The organism is Candidatus Nitrotoga sp. AM1P (assembly GCF_013168275.1).
GTDB lineage: Bacteria > Pseudomonadota > Gammaproteobacteria > Burkholderiales > Gallionellaceae > Nitrotoga.
The window spans coordinates 2,115,554-2,131,626 of the sequence record NZ_AP019547.1; the positions used below are offsets into that span (position 1 = coordinate 2,115,554).

Here is a 16,073-nt window from a genome sequence, read left to right on the forward strand (position 1 = left end):
AATGTGTTGCACTTCGAACTTGAATCCGCCCCACCTTAAAACCGCTTAAAAATTGAGAAATAATGGTTTCACGTGAAACAACTATTGGGAGGTTTTCTGTCTTCCTAACATTTTGATGTATGATGCGCCCCTCCGTTTCATCAAGCAAATTACCGTTTCTGTAACCAACCGATCAAGAACACAAAGATGGATTTCCCGAAAAAATTCGATGTAATTGTTGTAGGTGGCGGTCACGCCGGGACAGAGGCTGCGCTCGCTAGCGCACGCATGGGTTGCACCACTTTGTTGCTCACACATAACATTGAAACGCTCGGGATAATGTCGTGCAATCCCTCCATTGGCGGCATAGGCAAGGGGCATTTAGTCAAGGAAATCGATGCCTTGGGTGGCGTTATGGCGGCGGCGGCTGATGAGTCGAGCATCCAATTTCGCATCCTCAACTCCTCTAAAGGCCCAGCAGTACGCGCCACGCGCGCTCAGGCAGATCGACTACTATACAAGCAAGCCATTCGCAAGCGCTTAGAAAACACCCCTAACCTTTGGTTATTTCAACAGGCGGTGGATGATTTACTGGTAGAAAATGGTAAGGTATGTGGGGTTTCTACCCAGCTGGGCTTACGTTTTGCTGCAAAAACCGTTGTACTGACAACCGGGACTTTCCTTTCTGGCCTGATTCACATTGGGCAGACCAACTATCAGGCAGGTCGGGCGGGCGATCCCCCGTCTTTTAGTTTAGCGCAATGTTTGCGTGAACTTAAGTTACCGATGGGTCGACTGAAAACTGGCACGCCACCGCGCCTTGATGGGCGCAGTATTGATTATTCCGTGATGACCGAGCAACCTGGTGATATGCCGGTGCCGGTATTCTCATTCATGGGACGGGTACAACAGCATCCGCAACAATTATCTTGCTGGATTACCCATACCAATCAACGCACGCACGATATTATTCGCGGTGGGTTAGATCGTTCCCCCATGTTCACCGGAGTAATCGAGGGTGTGGGGCCACGCTATTGCCCGTCTATCGAAGACAAAATCACGCGCTTTGCCGACAAAGAGTCGCACCAGATTTTTTTGGAACCGGAGGGGTTGACTACTCACGAGATCTATCCAAACGGGATTTCCACCAGCTTGCCTTTCGATGTACAGTTGGCGCTAGTGCGTTCCATAAAAGGCTTGGAGAATGCGCATATCACACGCCCTGGCTATGCAATTGAATATGATTATTTTGATCCGCGCGGTTTGAAGCATTCATTGGAAACCAAAGCTATCACTGACCTATTCTTTGCCGGCCAAATTAATGGCACCACAGGATACGAGGAAGCGGCCGCCCAAGGTTTACTGGCGGGCATTAATGCCGCATTGCGTGCGCTTGGCAAAGAAAGTTGGTGCCCGCGTCGCGATGAGGCCTATCTGGGCGTATTGGTCGATGACTTGATTACGCGTGGCGTGTCTGAGCCCTATCGTATGTTTACCAGTCGGGCCGAATATCGCCTTCAACTACGTGAAGATAATGCAGACCTGCGTTTAACAGAAATCGGTCGTAGTCTAGGTGTGGTAGATGATGCCCATTGGCAGGCATTTGAGTTGAAGCGTACTGCAATTACACGCGAACAAGAACGGCTGAAATCCATTTGGGTTAACCCCAAGTTGTTACCCCAGGAAGATGCAGAACGTGTGCTGGGCAAAGGGATCGAGCGCGAATATGCGCTATATGAGCTTTTACGCCGCCCCGATGTAAGCTATGCCAGCCTGATGACTTTACCCGGGGCGGGTGAACCGGTGACCGATGAAAAAGTGGCAGAGCAGGTGGAAATTCAAGCCAAATACCACGGCTACATCGAGCGACAGCGCGATGAGATAGCTCGCAACGAGCATAATGAAAACATGCGGCTACCTGGAATAATGGACTATCGTACGGTGCTTGGCCTATCAATTGAAGCACAACAAAAACTCAATCAACACATGCCAGAGACAGTAGGAGAAGCAGCCCGTATTTCCGGAATAACGCCAGCGGCGGTCTCCCTGTTATTGGTTCATCTGAAACGCGGTTTTCAGAGTAATGTAATCACAACAGATATTAAAGATCCACCAGAAGGCGAGAAAGTGCAGCAAAGCGCGTGAATCAGGCCGATGAGCTGGTGCTAGGTATCACACAACTGGGGCTGGATGTTGCACCAGAAGTACAGCGCAAGCTGTTCAGTTATCTTGAAATGTTGCAGAAATGGAATCGGGTTTATAACCTGACGGCCATTCGTCAGCCGGAACAGATGATAAGCGGACATTTACTGGACAGCCTTGCCGTGTTACCACATTTATGGCCTGGTCGTTGGCTAGACGTGGGTTGCGGTGCAGGTTTGCCCGGTATAATACTGGCGCTAATGCGCCCGGAATGGACATTCGCACTTCTGGATAGTAATAGCAAAAAAACTAGTTTTGTGCAGCAAGTGAAAATCGAACTGGAGCTACACAACGTAAACATTTACTGCACACGTGTTGAAGCTTGGCAGGCGGGGGAGAAATTCGACGGCATCATTTCCCGAGCTTTTGCAGAGACTGCAAAATTTGTTACGCTGACGCGTCATTTGCTGGATCAAAAAGGACGCTGGATCGCCATGAAAGGAGTTCCGCAACAGGAACTGGAACGGTTGCCGAACGATATCAGCGTGGAACAAATTATTCCGTTGCAGGTACCGGGGCTAGCCGCCGCGCGCTGCCTGATTATGTTGAAATCCACTTGAATATGGCCAAAATACTAGCAATTACCAATCAAAAAGGGGGGGTGGGCAAAACAACCACATCAATTAATCTGGCTGCAAGTCTGGCGGCCGTTAAACAACGTGTATTGCTGATTGATCTTGACCCCCAAGGTAATGCCACTATGGGCAGCGGTATAAATAAGCGTGATCTGTCAGCAACCATTTACCACGTATTATTGGGAAGCAAAACCTTACATGAAGTTCGTCTTCATTCGGAAGCCGGAAAATATGACGTGCTGCCAGCGAACCGTGACTTGGCTGGTGCCGAAATTGAACTTGTTGATTTGCCACAGCGTGAAATTCGGCTTAAAGAAGCTCTGCAAGCCGTGACGACTGAATATGATTATGCATTGATTGATTGTCCTCCCGCTTTAAATCTGCTTACCCTTAACGGACTGTGCGCAGCCCAGTCAGTCATGATTCCGGTGCAATGCGAATATTATGCCTTGGAAGGGCTTAGCGATTTGGTCAACACCATCCGAAAAGTGCGGGCAAACCTTAATCCGGATCTTGAAATTGAGGGTTTGCTGCGCACCATGTTCGATCCACGTAATACATTAGCTTTGCAGGTATCCGAACAATTGCAACAACACTTTGGCGAGAAAGTTTATCGTACTATCATCCCCCGTAATGTGCGGTTGGCGGAAGCGCCCAGCTATGGTGTGCCGGTACTTCACCATGACAAACCTTCCAAAGGTGCGCAGGCCTATCTAGCTCTGGCAGGCGAATTGCTCAATAAGGCGGCGCAATCAGTACCGGCTTAAGAAGGAAATAACTTGGCAAAACCAAACAAAGGATTAGGACGCGGCTTAGATGTGTTGCTGGCCGGTAGCGGCAAAGAGCAGGGCGATGTACTAAGTGAAATGAAGGTTGACGAACTCAAACCTGGCAAGTATCAGCCGCGCAGCCGTATGGATGAAGCCTCACTCAATGAATTGGCCGCTTCAATCAAAGTACAGGGCGTTATGCAGCCGATCCTGGCGCGTTTGTTACCCAATGGTAGTCACGAGATTATTGCTGGGGAACGCCGCTGGCGTGCCGCTCAGCTGGCTGGTCTGGTTCAAGTGCCGGTATTGGTACGCAAGGTTGCGGACAACGCCGCACTGGCCATGGCGTTGATCGAAAACATACAACGCGAAGATCTAAATCCCTTAGAAGAGGCAGTCGGTATTCAGCGCCTGATAGACGAATTCAAGATGACACACATGGCGGCCGCCGATGCGGTAGGGCGCTCGCGCAGTGCGACCAGCAACCTGTTGCGCTTGCTCAAGCTGCCGCAGCCGGTGCAGGGCATGTTGATGGGGTGTGACCTCGATATGGGCCATGCCCGAGCGCTACTAGCGCTGGATGGCGTACAACAGATCACTGCCGCCAACAAAATTGTAGCGGACGGGCTGTCAGTGCGCGAGGCAGAAAAGCTGGTACAGGATTTGCTGAGTCCCGTACTTCAACACAAAAAGGTCAAACCCAGTCGCGATATCCTGCAATTGCAAGAAGATATTGCCCAGCATCTTGGCACCCATGTACAAATCAAGGCGGGTAAAAAAGGCGCAGGCAAGCTGGTTATCAACTACACCAGCCATGATCATTTGGCCGACCTAATTGCACGTTGGAAATAAACCTCTGAAAATAAATCGTTGACGCCGGCAAGCGAGATTGAGTAGAATGCCGGGCTTCGAAGGATTAGGGGCAGTTGTGGGCAGTGCGGTTCGCCGGATTATTTTGATTCAGCTAGCTGTAACCATAGCGATGGCATTGTTGATGCTGATGTACCTGAATGTAATTGCCGCAGCTTCGGCTTTTGCTGGAGGAGCGGTAGGCTTTATAACCAGCTTGGTTTATGCTAAAAAAATGTTCGCGCCACTTGGCAGCGAACCAAAAGCAATAATTATGGCGCATTACCGCGCCGAAGCTTACAAGCTAGTATTCACCATTCTACTGTTCTCTTTGGTCTTCACGCAATTTAAGGAAGTGCATGTATTGCCGCTATTTGTGGCATACATTGCAACGTTGATGGTTTATTGGGTAGCACTAATTTTTGTGTAAAATTTATGAGCACTGAAGGTCTGACGACATCCGCTTATATTAAGCACCATCTTCAAAATCTGACCTGCTCCTTCCAGGAGGGTCATTTCCATTGCGCGCATACTGCTGAAGAAGCTAAAGCAATGGGGTTCTGGGCGTTCAACATGGACACCATTCTGGTGTCGTTGGCACTAGGACTGGCGTTCTTATTCATTTTCAGCAGGGTAGCAAAGCACATAAGTGCCGATGTACCAAGTGGCATGCAGAATTTTGTGGAATGGGTAGTCGAATTTATTGACAGTAGTGTGCGTGGCTCATTTAACGGGCGCAGTGCATTAGTTGCCCCATTGGCGCTCTCCATTTTTGCCTGGATTTTCCTGATGAACCTGATGGATCTGGTGCCTATCGACTATATTTCGTTGATTACCCAGCCAATGGGCATAGGTCATTTTAAGCTGGTTCCTACAACGGATCCGAACGCTACGATAGGCATGGCCATCGGCGTATTCCTGCTGGTACTTTTTTACAGTATCAAGGTTAAGGGGCTGGGTGGTTTTATCGGTGAATTGACGCTACAGCCATTTGGTAAATTTGGTTTGCCAGTCAATCTGTTTCTAGAAGGTGTCAACCTGATTGCCAAACCGGTTTCATTGGCATTACGTTTGTTCGGTAACATGTATGCGGGTGAAATGATATTCATCCTGATCGCCCTAATGGGTGCATCTTGGGTAAGCTTTTCTTTTACTAGTACATTATTGTTCAGTTCACAGATTTTGCTTTCTTTAGGATGGGCAATTTTCCATATCCTGATTGTCACACTACAAGCCTTTATTTTCATGACGCTGACTATCGTTTATTTGGACATGGCGCATCAGGAACATCATTAAAAAATGATAAATTTATTTTCTTAAACACTTAACTTTTACTGATAGGAGAAGAAACAAATGGATACGGCACAAGCACTGCTTTATATCGCCGGCGCGATCATGATGGGGCTCGGCGCTTTGGGTGCCGCAGTGGGTATTGGTATTCTGGGTGGCCGCTTCCTTGAGGGCGCTGCTCGTCAACCCGAACTAATTCCAATGCTGCGTACCCAGTTCTTCGTGGTCATGGGCTTGGTTGATGCTGTTCCGATGATTGCGGTCGGTATTGCCATGTATGTTCTGTTTGCAGTAGCAGGCCAATAAGCCTGCGTGCTTTTAATCAAGGAAAGGTTTTTGCATGAACATTAATGCGACCCTTATCGGCCAGACGATCATGTTTGCATTGTTTGTTTGGTTTTGCATGAAGTTTGTGTGGCCACCCATCATGGCAGCGCTGGATGCACGCAATAAGCGGATTGCAGATGGTTTGGCTGCAGCGGAACGGGGTAAAAATGACTTGGCGTTGGCTGCTAAGCGCTCCGCTGAAATTCTCCGCGAAGCAAAAGAAAAAGTGTCTGAAATCATTGCGCTAGGCGATAAGCGGGCAAGTGAAATTGTCGAGGAAGCCAAAGCACAAGCCAAGATAGAAGGCGAACGTATTGTTACGGCAGCGAAGGCTGAGATTGAGCAGGAAGTATTTCGTGCCAAGGAACAGTTGCGGACGCAGGTGTCCGCAATTGCATTGGCTGGCGCAGGCAAAATTCTGGGCCGCGAAATAGACGCCACAGCACATAACGATTTGCTTGATAAGCTAGTAGCGGAAATTTAATTATTATGGCTGAAGCTATTACTGTCGCGCGCCCCTATGCTCAAGCTGCATTCGATGAAGCGCGCGAGCTTGACGACTTGAAGGGGTGGTCGGATATACTGCAATCAGTCGCTCAAGCAGTGATTAATCCTGAAATTCGTGCAATTATTACCAGCCCACGTGCAGTCAAAAGCCAACTGGCAGAATTGATGCTAGCACTTTGCGGTGACAAAGTAAGCGAAACTCAACGTAACTTTATCAAGTTGCTTATAGAAGGTCAGCGCCTCTCTCTGTTACCAGAAATCGTAATGCTGTTCGAGATAATGCGAGCTGAAGCAGAGAAAAATGTGGACGTTGTGGTGACGTCTGCTTTCGATTTGAGCGAAACACAAAAGCAAAAGATTACTGCTGCGCTAAAAAAACGCATGGGACGTGAAATCAAGCTGAGCTGTGAAATTGACCGCAAATTATTAGGCGGAATAATTATCCGCGCCGGTGACAAAGTGATAGATGGTTCTGCGCGCACCCACCTTTCCGAGTTAGCCAACGCCTTGGCTTAATGGCAGATTTATTGAAATTAAGGAACAGCAGATGAAGCTCAACCCTTCTGAAATTAGTAATTTGATTCGCAGCCGCATCGAGAATTTCGACGCGCTATCCCAAGCACGCACGGAAGGTACGGTGGTCAGCGTAACGGATGGTATCGTACGTATTCACGGCCTGTCAGACGTAATGCAGGGCGAAATGCTCGAATTTCCCGGCAATACCTTCGGTCTGGCGCTCAATCTAGAGCGCGACTCTGTTGGTTCAGTGGTGCTGGGTGACTATGAGCATATTACCGAGGGCGACACTGTCAAATGCACTGGTCGGATTCTGGAAGTACCCGTCGGCCCTGAACTGATCGGGCGCGTAGTGAATGCCCTCGGTCAGCCTATTGACGGTAAAGGTCCGGTCAACGCTAAAATGACCGATAAGATAGAGAAGGTTGCGCCCGGGGTAATTGACCGCAAGTCCGTGTCACAACCCGTGCAGACCGGCCTAAAAGCCATTGATTCTATGGTTCCGGTTGGCCGTGGCCAGCGCGAACTGATCATAGGTGATCGGCAGACCGGAAAAACCGCCGTAGCGATAGATGCCATCATCAACCAGAAGGGTCAGAACATGACCTGCATCTACGTTGCGATCGGTCAAAAAGCTTCTACTGTCGCCAACGTAGTACGCAAGCTGGAAGAGCACGGCGCAATGGAATACACCATTGTGGTTGTGGCAACCGCCTCTGATTCTGCGGCGATGCAATTTCTGGCGCCATACGCCGGTTGCACGATGGGCGAGTACTATCGCGATCGCGGCCAGGATGCACTGATTGTCTATGACGACTTAACCAAACAAGCATGGGCTTATCGCCAAATATCATTACTGTTACGCCGACCACCGGGTCGTGAAGCTTATCCTGGAGATGTGTTTTACTTACATTCCCGTTTACTTGAGCGTGGTGCACGAGTGAATGAAGAATATGTTGAGAAATTTACCAATGGCGAAGTCAAAGGCAAAACGGGTTCACTGACTGCACTGCCGGTGATTGAAACTGCTGCTGGCGACGTATCTGCTTTTGTTCCCACCAACGTAATTTCTATTACCGACGGTCAGATTTTCCTGGAAACAGATTTATTCAATGCTGGTATCCGTCCTGCGATCAACGCCGGAATTTCAGTATCACGCGTGGGCGGCGCAGCACAAACTAAGGTAATCAAAAAACTGGGTGGCGGCGTACGTTTGGCATTAGCGCAGTACCGTGAATTAGCTGCTTTCGCGCAATTCGCTTCTGATTTGGATGAGGCTACTCGCAAACAGCTGGAACGTGGCCGTCTGGTAATGGAGTTGATGAAACAACCGCAATATGCACCATTATCCGTAGCAGAAATGGCAATAACATTGTTCGCGATAAACAAGGGTTCCTTCGATGATGTTCCTATGAACAAAGTTCTGGCATTCGAAATCGGGCTGCATACGTTCGTGAAATCCCAATACAAGACCTTGGAAGAAGCAATCGAATCCAGTAAAGATTTGTCTGCCGACAACGAAAAAATCTTGATTGCTGCAATTGATAAATTCAAATCCACTGCAATTTACTAAGCTGGAGTCAAGATAATGGCTGGCAGCAAAGAAATACGAACTAAAATCAAGAGCGTTGAAAATACGCGCAAGATCACGCGAGCGATGGAGATGGTGGCGGCCTCCAAGATGCGTAAGGCTCAAGAGCGTATGCGTGCCGCGCGCCCTTATGCAGAAAAAATACGTCAAGTTGCAGCGCATTTGTCGCGCGCTAATCCGGAATATAAGCATCCATTTCTGATAAAACGCGATGTCATCAAAAATGTCGCGGTGATTATTATCACCTCGGACAAAGGATTGTGCGGTGGCCTTAATACCAACGTTCTGCGTCTGGTGGTGGCGCGAATGAAGGAATTGGAAGGCGAGAGCAAAGGCGTCAGCGTATGCGCTATTGGCAATAAAGGATTTAGCTTTATGTCCCGTATCGGTGCAAAAGTTAAATCGCATATGATCGGACTGGGAGACATTCCGCACATCGAAAAACTGATTGGAGCGGTCAAGGTAATGCTGGATGCTTACAATGCTGGCGAGATTGATGCAGTTTATATTAGTTACAACGGTTTCATTAACACCATGAAGCAAGAGCCCAGAATGGAACAATTACTGCCGCTCTCGAGTGAAAGTCTGGAACCTGCGGATGGCCATACATGGGATTACATTTATGAACCTGATGCCAAGGTCGTAGTGGATGAATTGCTGGTGCGCTATATTGAATCATTAGTTTATAACGCGGTGACCGAAAATCAGGCGTCCGAACAAAGTGCACGCATGGTAGCGATGAAGGCTGCATCCGATAATGCGAAGGAAGTAATAGGCGAACTTAAACTGATTTACAATAAAGCGCGTCAAGCAGCGATTACCAAAGAAATTTCAGAAATTGTCGGTGGCGCAGCAGCAGTAAGTTAATACCCGTGATTGGTTGGCATCTCTGATAAGTTGAAGATTGTAAATCAGTATGGGGCGCTAAAAATAGCGTTTAACCTATATGAACAGATGTATAACGGTAAATGTAAGTTTCGTTGATCAAAGCCATATCGCAATCAAATTTGAATTAGAGATGTACTCTACTGTCCGCGACAACGAGTACAGAATCAATATAAAGTGGGGAACCTCAAGATGAGTCAAGGAAAAATTGTTCAGTGTATTGGTGCGGTGGTAGACGTTGAATTTCCCCGTGATCACATACCTAAAGTCTACGATGCACTGGTAGTACAGGACGATGGCAGCTCTGTTGCTGAAAAAGGCCTGACCTTGGAAGTGCAGCAGCAGATTGGCGACGGTGTGGTGCGCACTATTGCCATGGGTTCCTCCGACGGCCTGCGTCGCGGAATGGGCGTGGTCAATACTGGTAACCAGATTACCGTGCCAGTTGGCCATGGTACTTTGGGCCGCATCATGGACGTGTTGGGGCGCCCCATCGATGAGGTGGGTGAAATTAAGTGTATGGAGCGTCGCTCTATTCACCAAAAGGCGCCTAAATTCGAGGAACTATCTCCATCGGTTGACTTATTGGAAACTGGAATTAAGGTGATTGACTTGGTATGCCCCTTTGCTAAAGGCGGCAAGGTGGGGCTGTTCGGTGGCGCAGGTGTTGGCAAGACCGTAAATATGCTAGAACTCATTAATAATATTGCCAAACAGCACTCCGGTTTGTCCGTGTTCGCCGGTGTGGGTGAGCGTACCCGTGAAGGAAATGACTTCTATCATGAAATGTCGGAAGCGGGTGTAATCCAGTTAGATAATCTGCCAGAGTCCAAAGTAGCAATGGTATTCGGCCAGATGAACGAGCCCCCAGGCAATCGTCTACGCGTAGCGTTGTCTGGCCTGACTATGGCGGAATATTTCCGCGATGAAGGCCGCGACGTACTATTTTTCGTAGACAACATTTATCGTTTCACACTAGCGGGTACCGAAGTCTCTGCTCTGTTGGGGCGTATGCCTTCAGCGGTAGGTTATCAGCCAACACTGGCAGAAGAAATGGGACGTTTGCAAGAACGTATTACCTCAACTAAAACTGGCTCAATTACCTCGATTCAGGCTGTGTATGTACCGGCAGATGACTTGACTGACCCGTCCCCTGCGACAACCTTCCTTCACCTGGATTCCACCGTGGTACTGTCACGCGACATCGCTTCTTTGGGTATTTACCCCGCTGTAGATCCACTGGACTCAACCTCGCGCCAGCTTGATCCCTTAGTCGTAGGTGAAGAGCATTACAACGTTGCCCGAAGCGTACAGCAGACGTTACAACGCTACAAGGAATTACGCGACATTATCGCGATTCTGGGCATGGACGAACTGGCACCCGAAGATAAGCTGGCAGTAGCCCGTGCGCGTAAGATTCAACGTTTCTTGTCACAGCCTTTCCACGTAGCCGAAGTGTTTACCGGCAGCCCTGGAAAATATGTGACATTAAAAGAGACCATCAAGGGATTTAAGGGCATTGTCAATGGCGATTACGATCATTTACCTGAACAGGCATTCTACATGGTCGGCACTATTGATGAAGCAATTGAAAAAGCCAAAACTCTTCAGTAAGATTAAACGCTGTAATTAAACTAAGTGTCGTAGTAATAAGGAAAGTTATGGCAATGACTGTTCATGTTGATGTGGTGAGCGCAGAAGCGTCCATTTTCTCTGGCCTTGTAGAAATGGTTGTCGTTCCAGGTGAAATGGGCGAACTAGGAATCTACCCACGTCATGCACCCCTACTAACACGCATTAAACCAGGTTCGGTACGCCTCAAACTGCCAGATCAAAACGAATTGATGCTGATTTACGTTTCTGGCGGAATGCTGGAAGTTCAGCCCAGCGTGGTTACGATTTTAGCTGATACCGCCATTCGCGGTGCAGACTTGGATGAAGCGCGCTCGCTCGAAGCTAAGCATGCAGCGGAAGAGGCCATGAAGAACCGTGCTTCTGATATTGACTACGCTACCGCACAAGCTGAGCTATCTGAAGCGCTTGCCCAGTTGCAAGCAATTCAGAAAATGCGCAAGAAGCAACCCCACTAAGTCTGCTGGATAATGTGATTCGTAAATGAAAGCGGCTTAGGCCGCTTTTTTTGTTTATACTTCTTTATAAAATTTTATATCGCATACAACATGACTACACTCAACATCGTCATTCTTGCTGCTGGCAGAGGACAGCGCATGCACTCAGATAAACCAAAAGTGCTGCATTCCCTGGCTGGTCGTCCACTATTGCAACATGTACTTGATACTGCGGTTCAATTTGCTTCCGGTATAACCTGCGTAGTATATGGTCATGGAGGCGAAGCAGTGCCACAGGCGATGGCGAAGTATAAGGCTGATTTTGTTTTGCAGGAGCCGCAGCTCGGGACTGGCCACGCAGTACAGCAAGCACTTCCACACCTGAATGATGATACCTTGACGCTGGTGCTGTATGGTGACGTACCACTTATTCAACCTGGGACATTGGAAAAAATGTTAGGTGCGCAGCAAGCACTCACCCTGCTCACCATTCACCTTGACAACCCCACCGGTTACGGACGTATCGTGCGCGATAGCGCAGGCAATGTAAGTTGCATAGTGGAGGAAAAGGACGCCACTACGGACCAGCGCGCCATCCGCGAAGTGAATACAGGCATCCTTGCCGTTCCCACTCATCTACTGCGTAACTGGTTGTCGAAATTGCGCAATGATAATGTACAAGGTGAGTATTATCTGACCGACATCGTCGCCATGGCCGTGGCGCAGGACGTTGCAGTACGTACAGTACAACCCGCGCATGGGTGGGAAGTGGTCGGTATCAACAGCAAAGCACAACTGGCCGAACTGGAACGCACCTGGCAATATGAACAGGCGCACCAACTATTGGTACACGGTGTTACCTTGGCTGACCCTGCACGCCTTGATGTGCGTGGCAAACTGATATGCGAACGTGATGTTGAAATTGATGTTGGCTGCATCTTCGAAGGCGATGTTTATCTGGGAAATGGCGCTCGCGTAGGAGCTTACAGCATTATAAAAAATACTCGTATTGGCGCCAACACCTACATCGAACCCTATAGCCATATTGATCAAGTGAATATTGGCGACAACTGCCGTATTGGTCCTTATGCCCGCCTGCGACCCGGCAGCAAACTACATAACGAAGTGCACATTGGAAACTTTGTCGAAGTAAAAAACAGTGAAATTGCCACCAGTAGCAAAGCTAACCACTTAAGCTATATTGGCGACAGCAGCGTTGGCAGCCACGTCAACATAGGCGCAGGCACTATCACCTGCAATTATGATGGCGCAAACAAACATCGCACGATCATCGAAGATGATGTTTTTATCGGCTCAAATACACAGCTGGTAGCACCCGTAAAAATAGGACGTGGTGCCACTATAGGTGCAGGTTCCACTATTACGAGCGATGCGCCGAAAGGTGAATTGACCCTATCGCGTGCCAAGCAAATTACTCTGCCGGGCTGGCGGAGGCCAAATAAGAGAAATAATATACCTAAATAGGTTAGGCCATACTTATAAGGTTAATCTTAATTTTTATTTTCCAATACAAAACCGGCTGAATATTTCACCGAGCAGATCATCCGCACTAAACTCACCTGTAATAGAATTTAGTTCTTCGTGAGCAAGTCGCAGCTCTTCCGCGCAAAGTTCTGGACGTTTTATTTCCCCTGCGGCTCGCTGCAAATGGTCACGTGCGTTCAATAATGCATGAACATGACGTTCGCGCGCCATAAAGATACCTGCCTCTTGATGCCAGCCAAGCAGTGACAGCAACTTATTACGCAACAACTCAAGCCCCTCGCCTGTTTTAGCCGACAGATAAATGTGACATTCGTCATTTTGTTCTTTTACATAGGCATGCTGAGCAAGCAAATCAACTTTATTAAAGACATATAATCGCGGAATTTCACACGGCAACTCGTCTAAAATTTTCTGATCATCTTCAGTCATTCCGTGGCTGGCATCCAACAGGATCAGGATAGCATCCGCTTTTTTTAGCGCTCCGTATGTACGCGCAATTCCCATCTGTTCCACGGCATCCTCTGCCTTGCGTAAGCCCGCCGTATCTATAATATGCAACGGCACACCCCCGATCTGAATAGACCGGCTAATAAGATCGCGCGTAGTGCCTGGGAATTCACTCACTAACGCGACATCTTCCCCACTCAATCGGTTGAGTAAACTCGACTTTCCGACATTAGGCTGGCCGACCAGCACAATATGTGCACCCTCTCGCAACAGGCTCCCCTGTTGTGCCAAACTCAAAATCTTTTCTAATTCCGCATGCAATACGACTAATCGTGTATCACGTTGCGTCACATTTAAAGCATCAATCTCTTCTTCCGGAAAATCCAACATGGCTTCGATCAACATGCGTAACGCAACTAATCCGTTCACTAAGTGATAAATCGCCTGAGAAAACTCGCCTTGTAACGAACGCATGGCACTGCGCGCAGCCTGGCTAGTGGTCGCCGCTATCAGATCAGCTACGCTTTCTGCTTGTGCCAAATCAAGTTTTTCATTTAGGAATGCACGCTGTGTAAATTCGCCCGGCTGGGCGAGGCGAGCCCCAATTTCAAGACAGCGCTGTAACACCAATTGCAGTATGGCTGTGCCGCCGTGCCCTTGCAATTCTAAAATGTCTTCGCCGGTATAAGAGTGTGGGGCAGGAAAGAACAGAGCGATACCCTGATCTATAATTTGTTCTTGCGCATCCAGAAATGAAGCATACGTCGCACGCCGCGGTACAAGTACCTTTCCTAATAGAGCTTGTGCCCATAAGGAAAGGTCATGCCCGGACAACCTGACCACGCCGATACCGCCTTGTCCATGAGGAGTAGCGATTGCGGCAATAACATCAGGTTTTAACAGCGCCTTTGACATCAGCCTCCAGTCCACGCGTGATATACCACTGTTGAACGATGGAAAGTATATTGTTTACAATGGAGTACAGCACCAACCCGGCCGGAAAGAAGAAAAATACCACGCTAAATACAATGGGCAACATTTTCATAAGCTTCGCTTGCAACGGATCCGGTGGAACAGGGTTTAACTTACTTTGGATTATCATGGAGGCTCCCATGATTAACGGTAAAACATAATAGGGGTCAGGCACCGACAAATCGGTAATCCAGCCAAAAAACGGAGCATAACGTAATTCGACACTTGCAAGAATAGCCCAATACAGTGCGATAAATACTGGTATCTGAACCAACATTGGCAGACAACCCCCAAGCGGATTAATTTTTTCCGTCTTATACAATTCCATCATCGCTTTATGCAAGCGCTCACGGTCATCGCCATATTGCTGCTTAATTTTCTCCAGCTTGGGGGCCACTACACGCATTTTTCCCATGGAGCGATAACTGGCCGCAGACAAGGGGAAAAATAATAATTTAATAAAAACAGTCAACAAGATAATAGCTATACCCCAGTTGGATACCCAGCCGTACAGGTAAGAAAGCAGCCAGAACAATGGGGTAGAAATGATTGTCAGCCAGCCATAATCTACTGTTAACCCCAACCCTGGTGCGACTTCATCCAGTGAGGTTTGAGCTGGTCCAGCATAAAGTGGCACACTAATCTTTGCACTCTGGCCTGGTGCAATGGCTGCTACTGGTAAGATTACCCCTACTGAATAAAGGTCATTTTCCAAGTGCCTGGTATAAAACTCTCGCTGTATCTTATCCTTAGGTAACCATGCCGCTACAAAATAATGTTGCAACATCCCGGCCCAACCATTGTCAGCACTTTGAGAATGTTTAGCCTTGCCATTCTCAATATCAGGAAAACCCACTTTCTGAAATTTTTCTTTCTCTGTATAAATCGCAGTGCCCGTGTAAGTGGGCAAAAACATTGATGCACCTTCAGGTGTAGATTTGTCGCGCACCAACTGAAAATAAGTAGACGGGGAAAGTGGGCTGGTTCCAATGTTTTCGATTTCGTAGCCTACATCTATCAGGTAGCCATCTCGATGGAACACATAAAATTTAGTTACTTTTGCACCTACAACGTTAGTTGCAAATAATCGCACTTCAATTGTATTTTTACCTTCGGTTAATAGATATTCGTTAGCCTGGGCTGTGAATGTCGTATTGTGCGTGGGTAATCCAGTGCCAAGCAAACCCGTTTGGGCGATATAAGTGTGCGCTCCTTTATCTTGCAGTAAAACAAATGGTTTATTCTTGTTTTTGCTATCGCGCTGCTGTAAAAATTCCAAGCGACGCAAATCTCCTCCCACAGTATTAATTTCTGCGATTAGATAATCTGTTTTTACAATAATTTTTTGCCCAGTCTGAATTTTTTGTTGAGTAGCAACTGCAATTGTCTCTGGACTAGCCGTAGCTGTTATAGCGAGTGCATTATCTTTTGGCACGGCAATTTTTGGAACAGCAGCAGGCGCTGTTCGTACTATTGGTTGTTGAGTGCGCTGCCAACTATCCCACAACAATATGATTGATATTGAGAAAGCCAAAAAAAAGAACAGCCTAAACAGCTTGTGAAAATCCATATGGTTTCGCCTATGTAA

16 protein-coding genes are annotated in these 16,073 nt (G+C 47.9%); 14 read left to right on the forward strand and 2 right to left on the reverse strand.

The features are described 5' to 3' along the window. Window positions 1-186: 186 nt before the first annotated feature. The 14 genes from mnmG (at window position 187) to glmU (ending at window position 13,045) form a co-directional block, all read left to right on the forward strand. A complete protein-coding gene (mnmG, locus tag W01_RS09455) occupies window positions 187-2,124 on the forward strand; it encodes a tRNA uridine-5-carboxymethylaminomethyl(34) synthesis enzyme MnmG (RefSeq protein ID WP_173054134.1) in 1,938 nt (645 codons plus the stop codon). Then, window positions 2,121-2,741: a 16S rRNA (guanine(527)-N(7))-methyltransferase RsmG gene (rsmG, locus tag W01_RS09460; RefSeq protein WP_173054136.1), complete on the forward strand. Its 621-nt coding sequence runs from the start codon at window positions 2,121-2,123 to the stop codon at window positions 2,739-2,741. The genes mnmG and rsmG overlap by 4 nt, the downstream gene beginning before the upstream one ends. Before the next feature lie 2 nt (window positions 2,742-2,743). Next, a complete protein-coding gene (locus W01_RS09465) occupies window positions 2,744-3,523 on the forward strand; it encodes a ParA family protein (RefSeq protein ID WP_173054138.1) in 780 nt (259 codons plus the stop codon). A 12-nt stretch (window positions 3,524-3,535) separates the two neighbouring features. Continuing rightward, window positions 3,536-4,378 carry a ParB/RepB/Spo0J family partition protein gene (locus W01_RS09470; protein WP_173054140.1) on the forward strand — a complete coding sequence of 281 codons (843 nt, stop codon included), beginning with the start codon at window positions 3,536-3,538 and terminating at the stop codon, window positions 4,376-4,378. A 46-nt stretch (window positions 4,379-4,424) separates the two neighbouring features. Beyond that, complete coding sequence (locus W01_RS09475) at window positions 4,425-4,805, forward strand: ATP synthase subunit I (protein WP_242007082.1); 381 nt, start codon at window positions 4,425-4,427, stop codon at window positions 4,803-4,805. A gap of 5 nt (window positions 4,806-4,810) precedes the next feature. Beyond that, on the forward strand, window positions 4,811-5,671 hold the full coding sequence (gene atpB, locus W01_RS09480) for a F0F1 ATP synthase subunit A (protein WP_173054144.1): 861 nt from the start codon (window positions 4,811-4,813) through the stop codon (window positions 5,669-5,671). 57 nt (window positions 5,672-5,728) lie between these two features. Further along, window positions 5,729-5,971, forward strand: a complete 243-nt coding sequence (atpE, locus tag W01_RS09485) for a F0F1 ATP synthase subunit C (protein WP_173054147.1) — start codon at window positions 5,729-5,731, stop codon at window positions 5,969-5,971. Window positions 5,972-6,005: 34 nt separating this feature from the next. Then, window positions 6,006-6,476: a F0F1 ATP synthase subunit B gene (locus W01_RS09490; protein ID WP_173054149.1), complete on the forward strand. Its 471-nt coding sequence runs from the start codon at window positions 6,006-6,008 to the stop codon at window positions 6,474-6,476. A gap of 5 nt (window positions 6,477-6,481) precedes the next feature. Further along, window positions 6,482-7,015: a F0F1 ATP synthase subunit delta gene (locus tag W01_RS09495; RefSeq protein ID WP_173054151.1), complete on the forward strand. Its 534-nt coding sequence runs from the start codon at window positions 6,482-6,484 to the stop codon at window positions 7,013-7,015. Window positions 7,016-7,046: 31 nt separating this feature from the next. Further along, window positions 7,047-8,588 (forward strand): F0F1 ATP synthase subunit alpha, encoded by a 1,542-nt coding sequence (gene atpA, locus W01_RS09500; RefSeq protein WP_173054153.1) that lies wholly within the window; start codon window positions 7,047-7,049, stop codon window positions 8,586-8,588. Window positions 8,589-8,603: 15 nt separating this feature from the next. Beyond that, window positions 8,604-9,473, forward strand: coding sequence for a F0F1 ATP synthase subunit gamma (gene atpG / locus W01_RS09505; protein WP_173054155.1), 870 nt, complete (start codon window positions 8,604-8,606; stop codon window positions 9,471-9,473). A gap of 210 nt (window positions 9,474-9,683) precedes the next feature. Continuing rightward, window positions 9,684-11,105, forward strand: a complete 1,422-nt coding sequence (atpD, locus tag W01_RS09510; protein ID WP_173054157.1) for a F0F1 ATP synthase subunit beta — start codon at window positions 9,684-9,686, stop codon at window positions 11,103-11,105. Window positions 11,106-11,152: 47 nt separating this feature from the next. Next, complete coding sequence (locus W01_RS09515) at window positions 11,153-11,581, forward strand: F0F1 ATP synthase subunit epsilon (protein ID WP_173054159.1); 429 nt, start codon at window positions 11,153-11,155, stop codon at window positions 11,579-11,581. 90 nt (window positions 11,582-11,671) lie between these two features. Continuing rightward, complete coding sequence (glmU, locus tag W01_RS09520; protein WP_173054161.1) at window positions 11,672-13,045, forward strand: bifunctional UDP-N-acetylglucosamine diphosphorylase/glucosamine-1-phosphate N-acetyltransferase GlmU; 1,374 nt, start codon at window positions 11,672-11,674, stop codon at window positions 13,043-13,045. A gap of 33 nt (window positions 13,046-13,078) precedes the next feature. On the opposite strand, the gene mnmE is transcribed toward glmU, so the two are convergent. After that, complete coding sequence (gene mnmE / locus W01_RS09525; protein ID WP_242006928.1) at window positions 13,079-14,428, reverse strand: tRNA uridine-5-carboxymethylaminomethyl(34) synthesis GTPase MnmE; 1,350 nt, start codon at window positions 14,426-14,428, stop codon at window positions 13,079-13,081. Next, the gene (yidC, locus tag W01_RS09530; RefSeq protein WP_173054163.1) at window positions 14,403-16,055 is read right to left on the reverse strand and encodes a membrane protein insertase YidC; all 1,653 of its coding nucleotides are present in this window, start codon (window positions 16,053-16,055) and stop codon (window positions 14,403-14,405) included. The genes mnmE and yidC overlap by 26 nt, the downstream gene beginning before the upstream one ends. Window positions 16,056-16,073 lie beyond the last annotated feature (18 nt).